Here is a 17,393-nt window from a genome sequence, read left to right as displayed (position 1 = left end):
GACTCCTGTCCGTATCCGGCCTGCGTGCTATCACGCCACGGAATGTCCGCCGATTCGCTCCCGCCCGCGGTGCTCCAGGTCCTGCCGATGCTGGAGACGGGTGGCGTCGAGCGCGGCACGATCGAGGTTGCCGAGGCGCTGGTGCGGGCGGGGTTCCGCGCGCTCGTCGCCTCCGCCGGCGGGCGGCTGGTGCCGGAGCTGACGCATTGCGGCGCCGAGCACATCGCCCTGCCGCTCGCCTCCAAGGACCCCTGGGTGATGTGGCGCAACGCCGCGAAGCTCGCCGCGCTGATCCGCGAGCGACGCGTCAGCATCGTCCATGCCCGCTCGCGCGCCCCCGCCTGGAGCGCGCGTCTGGCCGCCCGCCGCACCGGCGCGCGCTGGGTGACGACGTATCACGGCACCTACACCGAAGGCTTCGCGCTCAAGCGCCGCTACAACGCCGTGATGGCCTCGGGCGAGCGGGTGATCGCGATCAGCGGATTCATCGCCGAGCACCTGATGGCGCGGCACGGCACCGATCCCGCGCGCGTGCGGATCATTCCGCGTGGTGTCGATCCGCGCCGCTTCGATCCCGCGATCGTCTCCGGTGAGCGGATCGTGAAGCTCGCGCGCGCCTGGCGCATCCCCGACGACGCGCCCATCGTTCTACTGCCGGGGCGGCTCACGCGCTGGAAGGGCCAGGAGGTGCTGATCGAGGCGCTCGCGCGCATGCACCGCCGCGATGCCGTCGCGGTGCTGGCGGGCGACGACCAGGGCCGACTGGGCTATCGCGCCGGGCTCGAGGCGCTGGCGGAGCGGCTGGGACTCGGGCGGCGCGTGCGCATCGTCGGCGACTGCCCCGACATGCCGGCCGCGCTGATGCTCGCCGACGTCGCGGTGAGCGCCTCGATCGAGCCGGAAGCGTTCGGCCGCGTCGTGGTGGAGGCGCAGGCGATGGGGCGCCCGGTGGTCGCGACCGCGCATGGCGGGGCAGCGGAGACCGTTTCGCCCGGCGAAACCGGCTTTCTGGTGCTGCCCGGCGACGCGGACGCGTTGGCCGCCGCACTCGATCACGCGCTGTCACTCGACGACGCGGCGCGCGCGGCGCTGGGCGCGCGGGCGCGCGAGGCGGTGCTCGGCCGCTTCACCACCGAACGGATGTGCGCGGCGACCCTGGACATCTACCGCGAGCTGCTCTGACCGGGCCCAGGTTGTCACGCGCCTGCCCTGGCGCGAGACTGCGGGTCACAGCCGAGAGGAGGACGCCATGATCCCCAACTCCCTGCACGCGCGCGACATCGCCTCGCTAGTGCACCAGCAGAGCGACCTCGATGCGTTCAACCGAGAGGGCGGCATGATCGTCGCGCGCGGCGAGGGCTGCCGCGTCTGGGACGTCGAGGGCCGCGAGTACATCGAGGCGATGGCCGGGCTCTGGTGCGCCTCGCTCGGCTTCAGCGAGAAGCGGCTGGCGGATGCCGCCTACCGGCAGCTCACGACGCTGCCCTACTACCACACCTTCTTCCAGAAGGGGCACGAGCCGGCGATCGAGCTCGCCGAGCGGCTGCTGGCACTCGCGCCGGCATCGAAGGACGGCAGGGCGCTCGCTCGCGCGGCGTTCCAGTGCTCGGGATCGGAGGCGAACGACGCCGCGATCAAGATGATCTGGTACTACAACAACCTGCGCGGCCGGCCGAACAAGAAGAAGCTGATCGGGCGCATCCGCGGCTATCACGGCAACACGGTCGCGGCGGCCTCGCTCTCGGGCCAGCCGCACATGCACGCCGATTTCGACCTGCCCTACGGCGACCGGTTCCTGCACATCGACAACCCGCACTACTACCGCTTCCACGAGGAGGGTGAGACCGAGGAGCAGTTCAGCGCGCGCATGGCGAAGAACCTCGAAGCGCTGATCGCGAAGGAGGGCGCGGAGAGTATCGCTGCCTTCTTCGCCGAACCCGTGCAGGGGGGCGGCGGCGCGATCACGCCCCCCAAGGGCTATTTCGACCTGATCCAGCCGATCCTGCGCAAGCACGACATCCTGTTCGTCGCCGACGAGGTGATCTGCGGCTTCGGCCGGACCGGCAACATGTGGGGCTGCGACACCTACGGCATCGCGCCCGATATCCTCACCTGCGCCAAGCAGCTCACCGCCTCCTACCAGCCGCTCAGTGCGACGCTGATCAACGCCGAGATCCACGAGACCTTGATCGAAGGCAGCAGGAAGAACGGCAGCTTCGGCCACGGCTTCACCTATGGCGGGCATCCGGTCGCCTGCGCGGTCGGGGTCGAGACGCTGAAGATCTATGCGGAGCGCGACATCGTCGCGATGGTGCGCAGGGTCTCGCCGGTGTTCCTCGCCGCGCTCGAGGAGGCGCGCGCGCACCCGCTGGTCGGCGACGTGCGCGGCGTCGGCCTGATCGCCGGCGTCGAGGTGGTGGCCGACAAGCGCACGCGCGCGCCGTTCCCGCCGTCGCTGAAGGCCGGGATCGCGGTGCAGCAGGGCTGCGAGGAGGAGGGGCTGATCGTGCGCGCGATCGGCGACCGCATCGCCTTCACCCCGCCGCTGATCATCACCGAGGACGAGGCGCGCGAGATCGGCGCGCGGCTCCGCCGCGGGCTCGATCGCGCGATGGCGACACTTCGGCCGGCGCTCGCTGCGGAGTAGGTCGATCGAGGCGGCCCCGGCAACAGGGGGAGCCGGCGCGCCCGACGCACCGAACGCGATGGTGTCGCGGGCATTCGTCACGCGACCCGAGGACCGCGCAGCACGTTGCGGCTCATGCTCGCGCACGGCACCCGCGTGCATGACGGTGATGCGCCCGACGAGCGGCATGTTGCCGTCCATGCCGTGCTCAACGATCAGGAACACCCTGTCTCGCGCCGCATGTCCCTCAACACGGACGCGCCCGAGAGCCGCGAACAGGCTCATGTCCGGCCGCGGGCCCAGGCCCGGGGACACGACCAAGCGGGATGCCGAGGAATGCGGCGGCAAGCCGCGCCTGCCCCTCGTGCATGTCCTTGCCGGTGACGATTCGGCACCCGGCGGCGGAGGATGCCGCGAGCAGCGGTGTCACCTCGGGCTGCGGGATCACGTCGGCCACCACCTGGCCGGGCCGCAGCTGGGCAGGATCGAACGGCAGCGCATCGCCCGCGCGCAGGCCGAGCGGGGTCGCGTTGACGACGAGGTCGGCCTCCGCCAGGTCGCCGGAGGTCGCGATGCGCACGGCGGGGACGGCCTGGGCGACCATTGCCGCCACCTCCTCGGCGCGCCCGCGCACGAGGTCGATCAGCGTGATCGGACCGGCTCCGGCGCGCGCAAGCGCCACCGCGATGGCGCGCCCGACCGCCCCGGCGCCGAGCTGGTGCACCCGCGCGCCCTCAAGCGTGACGGAGGCGTCCCGCAGGGCGGCGACAAGCCCCTCGCCGTCGAACATCTCGCCCTCCCACGCGCCGTCGGCCGCCCGGCGAACGGTATTGACGGCACGCACGGCGGCGGCGTTCGGACCGAGCCGATCCAGCAGCGGCGCCATGGCCGCCTTGTGGGGCATGGTCACGGACAGCCCGTCGAGATTGCGCAGGCGCCTCAGCCCGTCCCATGCGGCCGCGAGGTCGGCCGGGGCGACGTGCAGCGGCAGGAACGTGGCGTTCAGCCCGCTCCGCGCGAACACCGCGTTGAAGAAGCCCGGGCTGCGCACCCGGTCGACCGGATCGCCGATGATGCCGTAGAGACGCGTCGTGCCGTCGATTGCCATGCTCCGGGCCCTTTCCGCCGCCGGGTCTTCGCGGCCCGCACTGTTCCGTCTTTTAGAACGTTTGAAAACCCGCTAGCCTCCCCGCAACGACACCCAAGGGAGGAGAGCCATGCCGTCCGGATCGTTGCGTTCCATCAACCGCCGCGAGCTTGCGCGCCTGATCGGCGCGGGCGGCGCGGCGCTTGCCGCCGGGCTTCCCGCCGGCCCGCTCTACGCCCAGGCGCGGCGCGACACGCTGGTGATCGGCCTCGACATCAGCGACACGGTCACCTTCGATCCGGTACGGATGGCGCAGTACACGCCGCCGATGACGCTGTTCGCCTGCTACGACAGCCTGATGACCATGGCGCCGGACGACTACATCACCCCGCGCCCCTCGCTCGCCACGTCGTGGGCCCGCACGCCCGACGGCAGGGGCTGGCGCTTCACCCTGCGCGACGGCGTCCGGTTCTCCACCGGCAACACGATGACGGCCGAGGACGTCGCCTTCAGCTTCAACCGCCTGATCAACATGAAGGAGCAGACGCAGCAGTACATCAAGGCGATCGACCGGGCGGTGGTGGTCGATCCGCGCACCGTCGACCTTGTCATGAACGACCCGAAGGCGCCGGTGCTGACGGTGCTGTGCGCGCCGGGCTTCGGCCTCTACGACGCGCGGGCGGTGCGCGCGCAGGGCGGCACGGACGCGGCGGACGCGAAGGAGAAGGACAAGGCGACCGACTGGCTGAACCAGAACTCGGCCGGCACGGGTCCGTTCCGCCTGGTGCGCTGGGAGCGCAACCAGCAGATCCAGCTCGTGCGCAATCCGACCCACTGGCGCGGCGCACCGGCCTTCGAGCGCGTCGTCATCCGTCACTTCAGCGACAGCGCCGCCCAGCTACTCGCGGTCCGGCGCGGCGACATCCAGGCGGCGTTCAACCTGATCCCCGAGCAGATCGCCACCCTGAAGGACGAGCGCGACATCCGCGTCGAGCAGAAGACCAGCCTCGACTTCGTCTACATGGCGGTGACCGAGAACCCGCAGCTCAACGCCACGCTGGCGAGGAAGCCGGCGCGCCAGGCGATCGGCCATGCGATCGACTATGACGGCATCATCGGCGCGCTGCTCGGCGGCGCGGCGGTGCGTCCCGCCCATTTCCTGCCGATCGGCGTGAACGGCTCCACGCCCGAGATCGCCCGCGAAATCGGGTTCCGCCAGGACCTCGGCCGCGCACGTGCGCTGCTCGCCGAAGCCGGCGTGCCGAACGGCTTCAGCTTCGAGCTCTCCTATGGCCAGGCTGCGGTCGCGGGGGTCAGCTACCAGTTGCTCGCGCAGAAGATCCAGGCCGATCTCGCCCGCGTCGGTATCGAGGCGAAGCTGAACCCGATGGACCAGGTGAACCTGCGCACCCAGTTCACCGGCGGCCGTTCCTCCGCCGTGCTGACCTTCTGGAACCCGCCCGCGGTCGAGAACGAGCTCTGGGCCGCCGCCACCGTCGAGCGCGTCGCGCGGCGCGTCGGCTGGACGCCGCCGCCGGACTACGCCGCGCTCGTGCAGCGTGCCGCGACCGAACCGGACACGGCGAAGGCGGCCGAGCTCTGGGTCGAGTACCAGAAGCGCATGGTGGACCAGGCGCACCTCATCATGCTGTTCCAGCCGGTCTATCAGGTGGCGGTGCGCAGTTCGGTCGCCGCCTTCCCGCTGACGGCGGCGGGCTGGATGGCCGAGCTCGGCGGCGCCAGGCCGGCATGACGCGCGCGCGCGGCGGCGGGCAGGCTTCGCCGCGCCGCCGCCCCACCCTGCGCGACATTGCCGCGCGCGCCGGCGTCTCCGTCGCGACCGCCTCGCTGGTGCTGCGCAACTCGCCGCTGGTGGCGGCGAGGACGCGCGCGCGCGTGCAGGCGGCGGCGCAGGGGCTCGGCTATGTCTACGACCGCGCGGCGGCGGCGCTGCGCACCGGGCGGACGCACACCGTCGGGCTCGCGATCAACGATCTCGCCAATCCGTACTTCGCGCGGCTCACCGCCGCGATCGAGCAGGCGCTCGACCGGCTCGGCTGGTCCGTGTTCCTGTGCGACACGCGCGAGACGCCGGAGGTGCTGGTGCGGTTCGGCGAGCGGCTGCGCGAGTACGGCGCCGAGGGGCTGATCGTCTGTCCGCCGGAAGGGACCACGCCCGCGACGATCGCCGCGGCGACCGCCGGCACACTGCCCTGCGTGCAGGTGAGCCGCGAGGTGCGCGGTGCGCGCGCGGACATGGCCGGCAGCGACCATCGCCGCGGTACCGCGCTCGCGGTCGGACATCTGATCGCGCTCGGCCACCGCCGCATCGCGCTGGTCGGCGCGGGGCGGCGCACCAGCACCGCGGCCGCGCGGCGCGCGGGCTATCTCGCCGCACTCAGGCGCGCGCGCATCGCGCCCGACCCGGCGCTGATCACGACCGGACCCGACACGCGCGAGCACGGGGCGGCGGCTGTCCGCGCACTGCTCCAGATCCCCGATCCGCCGACCGCGGTGATGGCGTTCAACGACACCGTTGCCTTCGGGGTGATGCTCGGGCTGCGCCAGATCGGGCTCGATCCGGGGGTCGATCTCGCCGTGGTCGGCTGCGACGACGTCGACGAGGCCGCGCTCTGGACGCCACCGCTCACCACGATCGCGATCGACGCGCCCGGGATGGGGCAGGCGGCCGCGGAGCTGTTCCTGGCGCGGCTCGCCGATCCGCAGGCGCCGCCGCGGCGCGTGATGCTGATGCCGCGGCTGGTGGTGCGGCGGTCCTGCGGCCTCGGGGTCGCTGTGTCGCGCACCGCCCGGCCGGCCGCATTGACCACGCGCGCGGCGCCTCGCTAGGCTTCCGTTAGAACGTTCCAAGAGAGCCCGCCCACCGGGCGGACGACGGCCCCGGGAGTGCGGGCCGACAGGGAGGACGGACGGATCGCCGGATGGGTCTCTACATCGCGCAGCGCCTGATCGCCGCCGCGGCGATGGCCGTGCTCGCCACCCTGGTCGTGTTCCTGATCGCCAATACGGTGCCGGGCGACCCGGTGCTCGCGCAGCTCGGCGACATGGCCGCCTCCAACCCCGAGACGGTGCGCGAGTGGCGCGCGCGCTGGGGCCTCGATCTGCCGCTCTGGGAGCGGTACTGGATCTTCCTCACCGGCCTGACGCGCGGCGATCTCGGCATCTCGATCGCCTCGCAGCGCCCCGTGCTGGACGACATCGCGCAGTACGCGCCGGCGACCATCGAGCTCGCCACGATCGCCTTCCTGCTCGCCCTGCTGATCGGCATCCCGCTCGGCATCGTCGCCGCGGTCTGGCGCGACACCTGGGTGGACAATCTCGCGCGCGCAGTGTCACTGATCGGCGTCTCCTCGCCGACCTTCTGGCTCGCCTTCGTCATGCTGGCGCTGTTCTACGGCGGACTCGAGATCGCGCCGGGACCGGGGCGGCTCGACCCGATCGCCTTCCCGCCCGACGAGGTGACGGGACTGTTCCTGGTCGACAGCGCGCTCGCCCGCGACTGGGAGACGTTCCATGACGCTGCGGCACATCTCGTGCTGCCCTCGATCGTGCTGGCGGCGGCGACGATCGGGCTGATCACGCGCACCACGCGCGCCGCCATGCTGGAGAGCCTCGGTCAGGACTACGTGCGCGTCGGCCGCGCCAAGGGGCTCGCGGAGCGCCGCGTCATCCTCGGCCACGCGCTGCCGAATGCTCTCATCCCGGTGGTCACGCTGGGCGGCCTCGCCTACGCCAACCTGCTCACCGGCGCGGTGATGACCGAGACCGTGTTCTCCTGGCCCGGCCTCGGCCGCTACACGTTCCGCTCCGCCGCAGCGCTCGACTTTCCAGCGATCATGGGGATCACGCTGGTGGTGTCGGTGTCGTATCTGCTGGTGAACCTGCTGGTGGATGTCTCCTACGCCGCACTCGATCCGCGGGTCCGACGGTGAGCACCGCCGCCGCTGCCCTGCCGCCGCGCTCGCGCGCGGCACGCTGGCGCCGCCGCTACGGCACGGCGGCGATCGGCGCGGCGATCGTCGCGTTCTGGCTCCTCGCGGCGCTCACGGCACCGCTGATCGCGCCCTACGCGCCTGATGCCGTCGATGTGCAGAACCGCCTCCAGCCGCCTTCGCCTGCGCACTGGCTCGGTACCGACGCGCTTGGGCGCGATGTGCTCTCGCGCCTGATCTGGGGCGCGCAGATCTCGCTGATGGCGGGATTCCTGGTGGTGCTGGTCGCGGCCGGCTTCGGCACCCTGCTCGGCACGCTCGCGGCCTACGCGCGCGGCTGGACGGACGAGACGCTGATGCGGCTCACCGATCTCGTGCTCTGCTTCCCGCCGATCATCCTGGCACTCGCGATCGCCGCCGCGCTCGGCATCGGCACCACCAACACGATCATCGCCATGCTGGTGGTGTGGTGGCCCAAGTTCGCACGCCTCGCGCGCGCGCTCGCGCTGGTGCAGCGCAGTCAGGAGTACGTGGAGGCGGCGACCGTCGTCGGCCTGTCACCCGCGCGCATCCTGCTGCGCCACATCGTGCCGAACGCGATGGGCCCGCTCGTCGTGCTGGTCACGCTCGACCTCGGCAACGCGATCATCACCTTTGCTGGGCTGTCGTTCCTCGGCCTCGGCGTGGTGCCGCCGACCGCGGAATGGGGCGCGATGGTGGCGGAAGGCCGCGAGCTGGTCGAGCAGTGGTGGGTCGCGACCTTTCCGGGGCTCGCGATCCTGACCGTGGTGGTCGGCTTCAACTTCCTTGGCGATGGCTTGCGCGACTGGCTCGATCCGCGCACGCGGCGGCGCTGATGGACACGCGCGTCCAGCCGGCCGCCATCCACGACGCGGTACCCGGTGCACCGGTACTCGAGGTGCGCGACCTCGTCACGGTGTTCCACACCGATGCCGGCCCGGTGCGCGCGGTGGACGGGGTCAGCCTTTCGGTCGCTCCGGGCGAGACGCTCGGCATCGTCGGCGAGTCCGGCTCGGGCAAGTCGGTGACCGCGCTCTCGGTGATGCGGCTGCTCGACGAGCCGGCGCGGATCGAGGGTGGATCGGTGCGACTGCAGGGCCGCGACGTGCTGGCCATGACGGCGGAGGAGCTGCGCCGGGTGCGCGGCGACCGCATGGCGATGGTGTTCCAGGACCCGATGACCTCGCTCAATCCGGTGCTGCGCATCGCGCGCCAGCTCACCGAGGCGATGACGACGCATGGGCGGATCGACCATCGCGCGGCGGAGGAGCGCGCGGTCGGTCTGCTCGGCCGCATGGGAATCACCGCGCCCAGGCGCGCGATCGCCGCGTTCCCGCACCAGTTCTCGGGCGGGATGCGCCAGCGCGTGATGCTGGCGATGGGCTTCGCGAACGAGCCCGCGCTGCTGATCGCCGACGAGCCGACCACCGCGCTCGACGTGACGATCCAGGCGCAGATCCTCGATCTGCTGCACGAGCTGAACCGCGATACCGGGGCTGCGGTGGTGCTGATCAGCCACGACCTCGGCGTGATCGCGAGCCTGTGCCGGCGCATCATCGTCCTGTACGCGGGCCAGGTGGTCGAGGAAGGCCCGGCCGAGGCGCTGCTGTCGGAGCCGCGCCATCCCTATACCTGGGCGCTCCTCAACGCCGTGCCGCGCATCGACCGCGCGCTGGGGACGAGCCGGCGCCTCGTGTCGATCGAGGGCGCGCCACCCGACCCGCTGGCGCTGCCCGCGGGCTGCCGGTTCGCGCCGCGCTGCCCGTTCCGCGAGGCGCGCTGCGACGACCCGCCCGGGCTCCTGCCGGTGGGCGAGGGCCGCGCGGCACGCTGCTGGGTCACGCAGTCCGGGCGTCGGCTCGAGCGTCCGGCCCAGGCGACAGTGGCGCCCGAGGCGGACCGCGCACGCCGGGCGAGCGGCGCGACGGTGCTATCGGTACGCGGCCTGGTGAAGCACTTTCCGCTGCCGCGCGAGACCCTGCTCGCACCGCAGCGCGTCGTGCATGCGGTGAACGGCGTGGATCTCGACGTGCGCCAGGGCGAGACGGTCGGCCTGGTCGGCGAGAGCGGCTGCGGCAAGTCGACGCTCGCGCGGCTGGTCACGCGCATCCACGCGCCGACCGCGGGGTCGATCCGCCTGTTCGGCGCCGAGATCGCGACCGCCGCGGCGCGCACGATCCGCCCGCTGCGGCGGCGCATCCAGATGGTGTTCCAGGATCCCTACGCCTCGCTCAACCCGCGCATGACCGTGGCCGAGACGCTCGCCGAGCCGCTGCGCGCTCACGGCCTCGCCGCCACGGCCGAGGCGGCGCGCGCGCGCGTCGCCGAACTGCTCTCGACCGTCGGGCTCAATCCCGGCTGGGCATCGCGCTATCCGCACGAGTTCTCGGGCGGGCAGCGCCAGCGCATCTCGATCGCGCGCGCGCTTGCGGTGGAGCCCGAGTTCATCGTCGCCGACGAGCCGATCTCGGCGCTGGACGTGAACATCCAGGCGCAGGTGCTGAACCTGATGCTCGACCTCCAGGAGCGGTTCGGCCTCACCTACCTCTTCATCGCGCACGACCTCGCGGTGGTGCGCCATATCTGCGACCGCGTCATCGTGCTCTATCTCGGGCGCGTGATGGAGGTCGCGCCCGCCGCCGCGCTGTTCGCCGCGCCGCTGCATCCCTATACGGTAGCGCTGATCTCCGCCGCGCCGGTGCCGGACGTGGCGGCGGCGCGGGCGCGACGGCGCGTCGCCCTGGGTGGCGAGCCGCCCTCGACGGTCTCGCTGCCGTCGGGCTGCGTGTTCCGTACCCGCTGCCCGATCGCGCGCCCGGTGTGCGCCGAGACGGTTCCTCCCCTGGCCGAGGTGACGCCCGGACACCTCGTCGCCTGCCACTTCCCGGGCGCCTTCGACGGGAGTGCGACGAGATGAGGCGGGTCACGGCCGAGGAGGCGGTGCGCGTGGTGCGTTCAGGCGACACGCTGCTGATCGGCGGTTCGGGCGGCGGCCACGCGGTGCCGGAGGCGCTGATGGCGGCACTCGGCCGACGCTTCGTCGAGACCGGCGAGCCGCGCGGCGTCACCGCGCTGCATCCCGTCGGCCTCGGCGACGGGGTATCGCTCGGCGCCAACCATTTCGCGCACAAGGGGATGCTGAAGCGCGCGGTCTCCGGCACCTACGTGAACTCGCCCAAGATCTCCGATCTCGCGATCGCCGACGAGATCGAGGGCTGGACCCTGCCGCAGGGCGCGCTGTCGCAGCTGATGCGCGAAATGGCGGCCGGGCGGCCAGGGCTGTTGACGAAGACCGGGCTGCACACCTTCGTCGATCCGCGCCACGGCGGCGGGCGGCAGAGCCGCTCCGCGACCGAGGATCTGGTCGAGCTCGTCACGTTCCGGGGCGAGGAGTATCTGTTCTACAAGCCCCACCACATCGACGTCGCGTTCCTGCGCGGCACCACCGCCGACGAGGCGGGCAACGTCTCGATGGAGCTCGAGGCGGTGACGCTCGAGATGCTGTCCGAGGCGCAGGCGACCAGGCGCTGCGGCGGCGTGGTGATCGTCCAGGTGAAGCGCATGGCGCGCGCCGGCACGCTGCACCCGAAGACGGTGAAGATCCCCGGCATCCTGGTCGATCTCGTGGTGGTCGAGCCGGAGCAGCGCCAGACCTACGAGACCGCCTACTCGCCCGCCTACTCCGGCGAGGTGCGCACGCCGCTCGACGACATCCCGGTGCTGAAGCTCGATGCGCGCAAGGTCATCGCGCGCCGGGCCGCGCTCGAGCTCTTTCCCGGCGCGATCTGCAATCTCGGCAGCGGGGTGATGACCGGCATCGCCAATGTCGCGGCCGAGGAAGGCGTGCTCGATCGCGTGTGCCTGACCAACGAGCAGGGCCATGTCGGCGGCGCGCCGGCCTCGGGCAACGAGGCGGGAGCGGCGATGAACCCGGACGCGACGCTCGACCAGCCCTACCAGTTCGACTTCTACGACGGCGGCGGGCTCGACCTCGCGTTCCTCTCCTTCGCCGAGTTCGACGCCGCGGGGAATGTGAACGTCAGCCGCTTCGGCGGGCGGATCGTCGGCCCCGGCGGGTTCATCAACATCAGCCAGCACGCCAGGCGCGTGATCTTCGGCGGCACGCTCGCGGCGAAGGGCGGCGCGCCGAAGGCGGTGCGGCAGGTCGAGCAGATCACGTTCAGCGGCGCCTATGCGCGCGCGCGCGGCCAGCCCGTGCTGATCGTCACCGAGCGCGCGGTGTTCCGGCTGATCGCCGAGGGCGTCGAGCTGATCGAGATCGCGCCCGAAGCCGATCTCGAGCGCGACGTGCTCGGCGCGATGGCGTTCCGCCCGCTGGTTTCGCCGCAGCTCCGCCGGATGGACCGGCGGCTGTTCGCAGAGGCGCGGATGGGGCTTGCCGGCGACCTCGCGCAACGCCCCGCCCGGCCGGCCCCGGCCCGACTTGCAACCCTCGCCAGGGCGGCGGAGTGAACGATGCGGCTCGGCGTGGCCCCCGGCGACAGCGTGTCGTTCAGCAAGACGCTGACCGAGACCGATCTCGTGCTGTTCGCCGGCATCACCGGCGACTTCGACCCGATCCACATGGACGAGGCCTATGCGCGGACCACGCCGCTCGGCCGGCGCATCGCGCATGGCGCGCTGGTGCTCGGCCTGTGCAGCACGGTCGCGGCCATGATCGCGAAGCGGGCGCGCGAAGGCGGAGCCGAGGGGGTCGCGCTCTCGCTCGGCTATGACCGCGTGCGGTTCGTCGCACCGGTGTATCCGGGCGAGACGCTGACCGCGACCTACACCGTCGGCACGGTGGACGAGGCGGCCGCGCGCACCGTCAGTCCGGTCGAGGTGCGCAAGGAGGACGGCACGCTCGCCCTCGCCGCGACTCATGTGATGAAATGGGTGGCGCGATGAACCGCACGCTGCCGGCGATCGCCGGGTATCTCGACCGCCTCTCGGCGCGTCCCGGCGGGACGCTGCGGGGCTTTGTCAGCGTTGCCGGGCCGGGCCCGCTCCGGCTGCGGCTCGTGCGCGTCGGTTCGGCCGACCCGAACCCTGCGGGGCCGGGCATGCGGCTCACGGCCCTGCACGATCGTCTCGACACCGTGGTGGACGCGCGACCCCAGCCGGTCGCGATCGGCTCCTGGGGGCTTGTGCCGCGCGGTCCGGCATTCGCGGCCGACACGCCGCGCTGCTGGGCCGCGCTGGTGTCGTTCCGCACGCCGGGCGAACCGGCCGCCGTGCTCGGCGCCGAGAGCGGGGCGGATCGCATCCTGCTGCGCGCGGGTGCGGCCGGCCCCTCGGCCGCGCTGACGCTCGGCGGACAGACCTGTGCGCTGTCGCTCGACGCGCGGATGCGGCCCGAGCGCTGGTATCGCCTCTGGCTCGCGCATGATCCGATGTCGAGCCGGGCCACGCTCGGCATGACGGAGCTGGGGGGCAGCGCCGCGACCGCCTCGGCCGACCTGCCCGGCACCGCGCCGTGGTCCGCCGGCCCCATCACCTTCGCCGCCGCCGAGGCCGCCGCGCCGCACGCGCATCTCAGCGGCAGGATCGAGGACCCGGTGAGCCTCGCCGCCGCTCCTGCGTCCTGGCCCGACGCGCTCGCCCTGCCCTGCGCCCCCTCCGCGATCCGTGCACGCTGGGACTTCGGCATCGGCATCGACACGATGACGCTGACCGATACCGGCCCGGGCGCGCATCACGGCCGGCTCGTGAACGCGCCGACGCGCGGCGTGGTCGGCGCCCGCTGGTCCGGCCGCGAGACGTGCTGGCGCCATGCGCCGGAGGACTATGCCGCGATCCACTTCCATGCCGACGATCTCGAGGACTGCGGCTGGGACGAGACATTCCGCTACACGATCCCCGACGACCTGCCGAGTGGCGCCTACGCGTTCCACCTCGCCGGCGAGGGCGGCGAGGACTGGCTGCCGTTCTACGTGTTGCCGCGCCGCGAGGGGCCGCATGCGTCGATCGCCTTCCTCGCCTCCACCTTCACCTACCAGGCCTATGCCAACTTCTCGCGCAGCCTGGCGACCGGGTCCTACCGCGCGCGGGTTGCCGCCTGGGGCGCCTATCCGTTCCATCCGGACGACCACCCGGCGCTCGGCCGCTCCACCTACCAGCGCCACGACGACGGCAGTGGCATCGCCCTCTCCTCGCGGCTACGGCCGATCCTGACCATGCGCCCGGGCTTCCTGTTCTACGACGATCCGCGCGGCTCGGGGCTGCGGCACTACCCTGCCGACACGCACATCCTCGCCTGGGCGGAGGCGAAGGGACACACGCTCGACATCGTCACCGACGAGGATCTCGATGATGAGGGCGTGGCACTGCTCGCGCCCTATCGCGTGGTGCTGACCGGCAGCCATCCCGAGTACCACACCGCGCGCACGCTCGATGCGCTGACGCAGTACCGCGACAGCGGCGGGCGGCTGGTCTATCTCGGCGGCAACGGGTTCTACTGGCGGATCGCCCGCGACCCCGCCCGGCCGCACCTGATCGAGGTCCGCCGGGCCGAGGGCGGCATCCGCACCTGGGAGTGCGAGCCGGGCGAGTACTGCCATCAGCTCGACGGGCAGCTCGGCGGGCTGTGGCGGCGCAACCGGCGGCCGCCGCAGGCGCTGGTCGGCGTCGGCTTCACCGCGCAGGGCCGGTTCGAGGGAACGCATTACCGACGCCTGCCGGCCTCCTACGAGCCGCGCTGGTCGTGGATGTTCGAGGGCGTGCCCGAGGTGTTCGGCGACGCCGGGCTGTCGGGTGGCGGCGCGGCCGGATTCGAGATGGACCGCGCCGATGTGCGTCTCGGCACGCCGGAGGAGGCGGCGATCCTGGCGCGGAGCGCCGATCCGCCCGCCAGCATGATGCTGGTGCCGGAGGAGGTGCTGACCAATCTCGCCACCGTCAGCGGCGAGGCGCCCGAGGCGCTGCTGCGCGCCGAGATCGTCGCGTTCGCGACGCCGCACGGCGGAGCCGTGTTCTCGGTCGGCTCGATCACCTTCTGCGGCAGCCTGTGGGAGCGGGGTGCGACCGACGGGCCGGTCTCGCGGCTGCTCGACACTGTCGTGCGGCGGTTCGCGACCACGCGCGCCGGCGCCTCGCCGTTTCCGCCTTCGGCCGGGCCTTCCCGCTGACTTGTCAGCGCCCGGGCCCGGCCCGCCGGCAGGCAGACGCGCACGGTGGTCTCGCGCAGGCCCCTCAGGCTCCTCTGGCCAGGCTGGATTGCGCGACGGACCGCCGGTGTCGTGCGGGCGCTCCCGTGCAGCATCTCACCCAGAGGGCGCCGGTCCCCGCCTGCGGGAAGACGACGACCGGTGACGCCGTGATGCGGCGGGCTACGCCGCCCTGCGCGCCTGCCGGATCGCGCGCCAGACGCGCGGGGGTGGCCGGCATGTCGAGCTCGGTGATGCCGAGCGGCCGCAGCGCGTCGATCACCGCGTTCATGATCGAGGGCAGCGAGCCCGCGCAGCCCGCCTCGCCGCAGCCCTTGGCGCCGAGATGGTTGGTCCGGGCCGGCACCGGGTGGGATGCGAAGCCGATCGGCGGCAGGTCGGCCGCGCGCGGCAGGGCGTAGTCCATGAAGCTGCCGGTGAGGATCTGTCCGGTCTCGTCATAGACCACGCGCTCCATCAGCGCCTGGCCGATGCCCTGCGTGACACCGCCATGCACCTGGCCCTCGACCAGCAGCGGGTTCACGATCGTGCCGAAGTCGTTCACCGAGGTGTAGGCCACCACCTCGACCACGCCGGTGTCGGGATCGATCTCCACCTCGGCGACGTGGCAGCCGTTCGGGAACGCCGACGGCGCGGCGTCGAATACATGATCGACATCGAGGCTCGCCGGCACCCCCTCGCCCTTGATCCGCCCATCGCGCAGCGCGGCGGCGAGCGCCATGATGCCGACACCGCGATCGGTGCCGACGACGACGAAGCGGCCGGCGCCGAACTCGATATCGGCCTCCGCCACTTCAAGCATGTGCGCGGCCGCGCGCCTGCCCTTCTCAACCACCTTCTCCGAGGCCTCGACGATCGCCGCCCCCGAGGCCATCAGCGATTTCGACCCGCCCGTGCCGCCGCCGGCGATCAGCAGGTCGGAGTCGCCCTGTACCAGCCGGATCGCGCCAAACGGCACGCCGAGCTCGGCGCTCAGGATCTGCGCGAACGGCGTCCAGTGGCCCTGGCCGTAGTCGAGCGTGCCGGTGATGATCGTTACCGTTCCGTCGGCGTTGAAGCGGATCCCGCCCATCTCCTTGGTCGGCGGCGCGGTGACCTCGAGGTAGTTGCCAACGCCGACGCCGCGCAGCTTCCCCCGCAGTTTGGCCTCGGCGCGCCGCGCGGCGAACCCGTCCCAGTCGGCAGCCTCGAGCGCCTTGTCGAACAGGGTGGTGAAGTCGCCGCTGTCGTAGGTCGAGCCTGAGGCGGTCGTGTAGGGGAAGGCATCCGGGCGGATGTGGTTGCGCCGACGCAGCTCGATCGCCGGGATGCCGCTCGCGCGCGCGGCGGCCTCGATCAGCCGCTCCATGAAGTAGTTACCCTCAGGGCGCCCCGCGCCGCGATAGGCCGAAACGGGCGTGGTGTTGGTCATCACGCACTTCGTTGCCACCTCGATCAGCGGTGTGGCGTAGTTCGACTGCACGTTCTTGACGAAGTTGCCCGTGCCCATCAGGGGGGAGACCGTCGCCATGTAGCCACCGAGGTTGGCGTAGGCGGTCAGGCGCACGGCGAGAAACCGGCCTTGCGCGTCGAGCGCGAGCTCGCCCACCACCTCGTGGTCACGGCCGTGCTGGTCCGAGACGAAGCTGCCCGACCGGTCATCGGTCCACTTCACCGGCCGGCCGAACTCCTTCGCGGCGTGGAACAGGCACACATACTCGGGATAGGCCGACGCCTTCATGCCGAACGACCCGCCGACATTGCCGCTCAGCACGCGCACCTTGTCGGTCGGCACCTTGAGGATGTCGCCGGCGAGCTGGTTGCGCAGCCCGAACACGCCCTGGCAGCCAGCATGGAGTGTGTAGCGGCCCGAGGCGGCATCGTACTCGGCGAGGGCGGAGCGGGGCTCCATCGCCGCGACCACGACGCGGTTGTTGCGGAGCGGCACCGTCACCCGGTGCGCGGCCCCGGCGAAGGCGTCCGCGACCTTCGCGCGGTCGCCGTAGTGGAAGTCGAGCACAATGTTGCCGCCCGGGCGGTCGAACAGCAGAGGCGCATCCGGCGCGGCGGCGGCGGAGGCCTCGGTCACCGCGGGCAGTGGATCGACATCGACGAACACCGCCTCGGCGGCGTCGCGTGCCTGGGTGCGCGTCTCCGCGATCACGCAGGCGACCGGATCGCCGACATAGCGCACCCGATCGGTCGCCAGCGCGCCGCGCTCGGGCGCCTCCATCTTCGTGCCGTCGGCGTTGGTCATCGGCAGCGTGCAGCGGAGCCGGCCGTACCCGGCCGCGTCGAGATCGGCCCCGGTGTAGACCGCGAGCACGCCGGGCATCGCCTTTGCGGCCTCGGTGTCGATGCCGCGGATCACGCCGTGCGCGTGCTGGCTGCGCACGATCGCGCACCAGAGCTGGCCCGGCAGCGTGACGTCGTCGGTGTAGCGGCCCTGCCCGGTCAGCAGCACGGGATCCTCGTTGCGCGGCACGGGCTGGCCGATCCCGAAGCGCATGGTCGTGCCGTCGGGCATGGAGGTGTCCGGCATCAGGGGCTCTCCCGGGGAT

General features: G+C 72.2%; 11 protein-coding genes and 1 pseudogene. 10 read left to right on the top strand and 2 right to left on the bottom strand.

What is annotated here, in order from left to right:
* Window positions 1–42 precede the first annotated feature (42 nt).
* Both ACTIFU_RS04735 and ACTIFU_RS04730 read left to right on the top strand, forming a co-directional pair.
* Window positions 43–1,182 carry a glycosyltransferase family 4 protein gene (locus ACTIFU_RS04735; RefSeq protein ID WP_439577138.1) on the top strand — a complete coding sequence of 380 codons (1,140 nt, stop codon included), beginning with the start codon at window positions 43–45 and terminating at the stop codon, window positions 1,180–1,182.
* A 67-nt stretch (window positions 1,183–1,249) separates the two neighbouring features.
* Complete coding sequence (locus ACTIFU_RS04730; protein ID WP_439577137.1) at window positions 1,250–2,647, top strand: aminotransferase; 1,398 nt, start codon at window positions 1,250–1,252, stop codon at window positions 2,645–2,647.
* Window positions 2,648–2,873: 226 nt separating this feature from the next.
* Here the strand turns inward: ACTIFU_RS04730 and ACTIFU_RS04725 are convergent, their stop codons facing one another.
* On the bottom strand, window positions 2,874–3,734 hold the full coding sequence (locus ACTIFU_RS04725) for a shikimate dehydrogenase family protein (protein WP_439577136.1): 861 nt from the start codon (window positions 3,732–3,734) through the stop codon (window positions 2,874–2,876).
* A 109-nt stretch (window positions 3,735–3,843) separates the two neighbouring features.
* Here ACTIFU_RS04725 and ACTIFU_RS04720 point away from each other — a divergent pair, with 109 nt between their 5' ends.
* The 8 genes from ACTIFU_RS04720 (at window position 3,844) to ACTIFU_RS04685 (ending at window position 14,814) form a co-directional block, all read left to right on the top strand.
* On the top strand, window positions 3,844–5,466 hold the full coding sequence (locus ACTIFU_RS04720; RefSeq protein WP_439577135.1) for an ABC transporter substrate-binding protein: 1,623 nt from the start codon (window positions 3,844–3,846) through the stop codon (window positions 5,464–5,466).
* Window positions 5,463–6,563: a LacI family DNA-binding transcriptional regulator gene (locus tag ACTIFU_RS04715; protein ID WP_439577134.1), complete on the top strand. Its 1,101-nt coding sequence runs from the start codon at window positions 5,463–5,465 to the stop codon at window positions 6,561–6,563. The genes ACTIFU_RS04720 and ACTIFU_RS04715 overlap by 4 nt, the downstream gene beginning before the upstream one ends.
* 92 nt (window positions 6,564–6,655) lie before the next feature.
* Window positions 6,656–7,666 carry an ABC transporter permease gene (locus ACTIFU_RS04710; RefSeq protein ID WP_439577133.1) on the top strand — a complete coding sequence of 337 codons (1,011 nt, stop codon included), beginning with the start codon at window positions 6,656–6,658 and terminating at the stop codon, window positions 7,664–7,666.
* On the top strand, window positions 7,663–8,523 hold the full coding sequence (locus ACTIFU_RS04705) for an ABC transporter permease (protein ID WP_439577132.1): 861 nt from the start codon (window positions 7,663–7,665) through the stop codon (window positions 8,521–8,523). The genes ACTIFU_RS04710 and ACTIFU_RS04705 overlap by 4 nt, the downstream gene beginning before the upstream one ends.
* Window positions 8,523–10,604: a dipeptide ABC transporter ATP-binding protein gene (locus ACTIFU_RS04700; RefSeq protein WP_439577131.1), complete on the top strand. Its 2,082-nt coding sequence runs from the start codon at window positions 8,523–8,525 to the stop codon at window positions 10,602–10,604. The genes ACTIFU_RS04705 and ACTIFU_RS04700 overlap by 1 nt, the downstream gene beginning before the upstream one ends.
* Window positions 10,601–12,160 (top strand): acyl CoA:acetate/3-ketoacid CoA transferase, encoded by a 1,560-nt coding sequence (locus ACTIFU_RS04695; protein WP_439577130.1) that lies wholly within the window; start codon window positions 10,601–10,603, stop codon window positions 12,158–12,160. The genes ACTIFU_RS04700 and ACTIFU_RS04695 overlap by 4 nt, the downstream gene beginning before the upstream one ends.
* Before the next feature lie 3 nt (window positions 12,161–12,163).
* Window positions 12,164–12,595: a MaoC/PaaZ C-terminal domain-containing protein gene (locus ACTIFU_RS04690; protein WP_439577129.1), complete on the top strand. Its 432-nt coding sequence runs from the start codon at window positions 12,164–12,166 to the stop codon at window positions 12,593–12,595.
* Complete coding sequence (locus ACTIFU_RS04685; protein WP_439577128.1) at window positions 12,592–14,814, top strand: N,N-dimethylformamidase beta subunit family domain-containing protein; 2,223 nt, start codon at window positions 12,592–12,594, stop codon at window positions 14,812–14,814. Before ACTIFU_RS04690 ends, ACTIFU_RS04685 begins: the two co-directional genes overlap by 4 nt.
* Before the next feature lie 201 nt (window positions 14,815–15,015).
* Here the strand turns inward: ACTIFU_RS04685 and ACTIFU_RS04680 are convergent.
* Window positions 15,016–17,374 (bottom strand): annotated as a pseudogene (locus ACTIFU_RS04680) (xanthine dehydrogenase family protein molybdopterin-binding subunit).
* Window positions 17,375–17,393 lie beyond the last annotated feature (19 nt).

The sequence above is a fragment of the Elioraea sp. genome (assembly GCF_051860475.1).
Classification (GTDB): domain Bacteria; phylum Pseudomonadota; class Alphaproteobacteria; order Acetobacterales; family Acetobacteraceae; genus Elioraea.
Note: the sequence above shows the minus strand (reverse complement) of the source record. Positions and strands in the feature narration are given on the sequence as shown.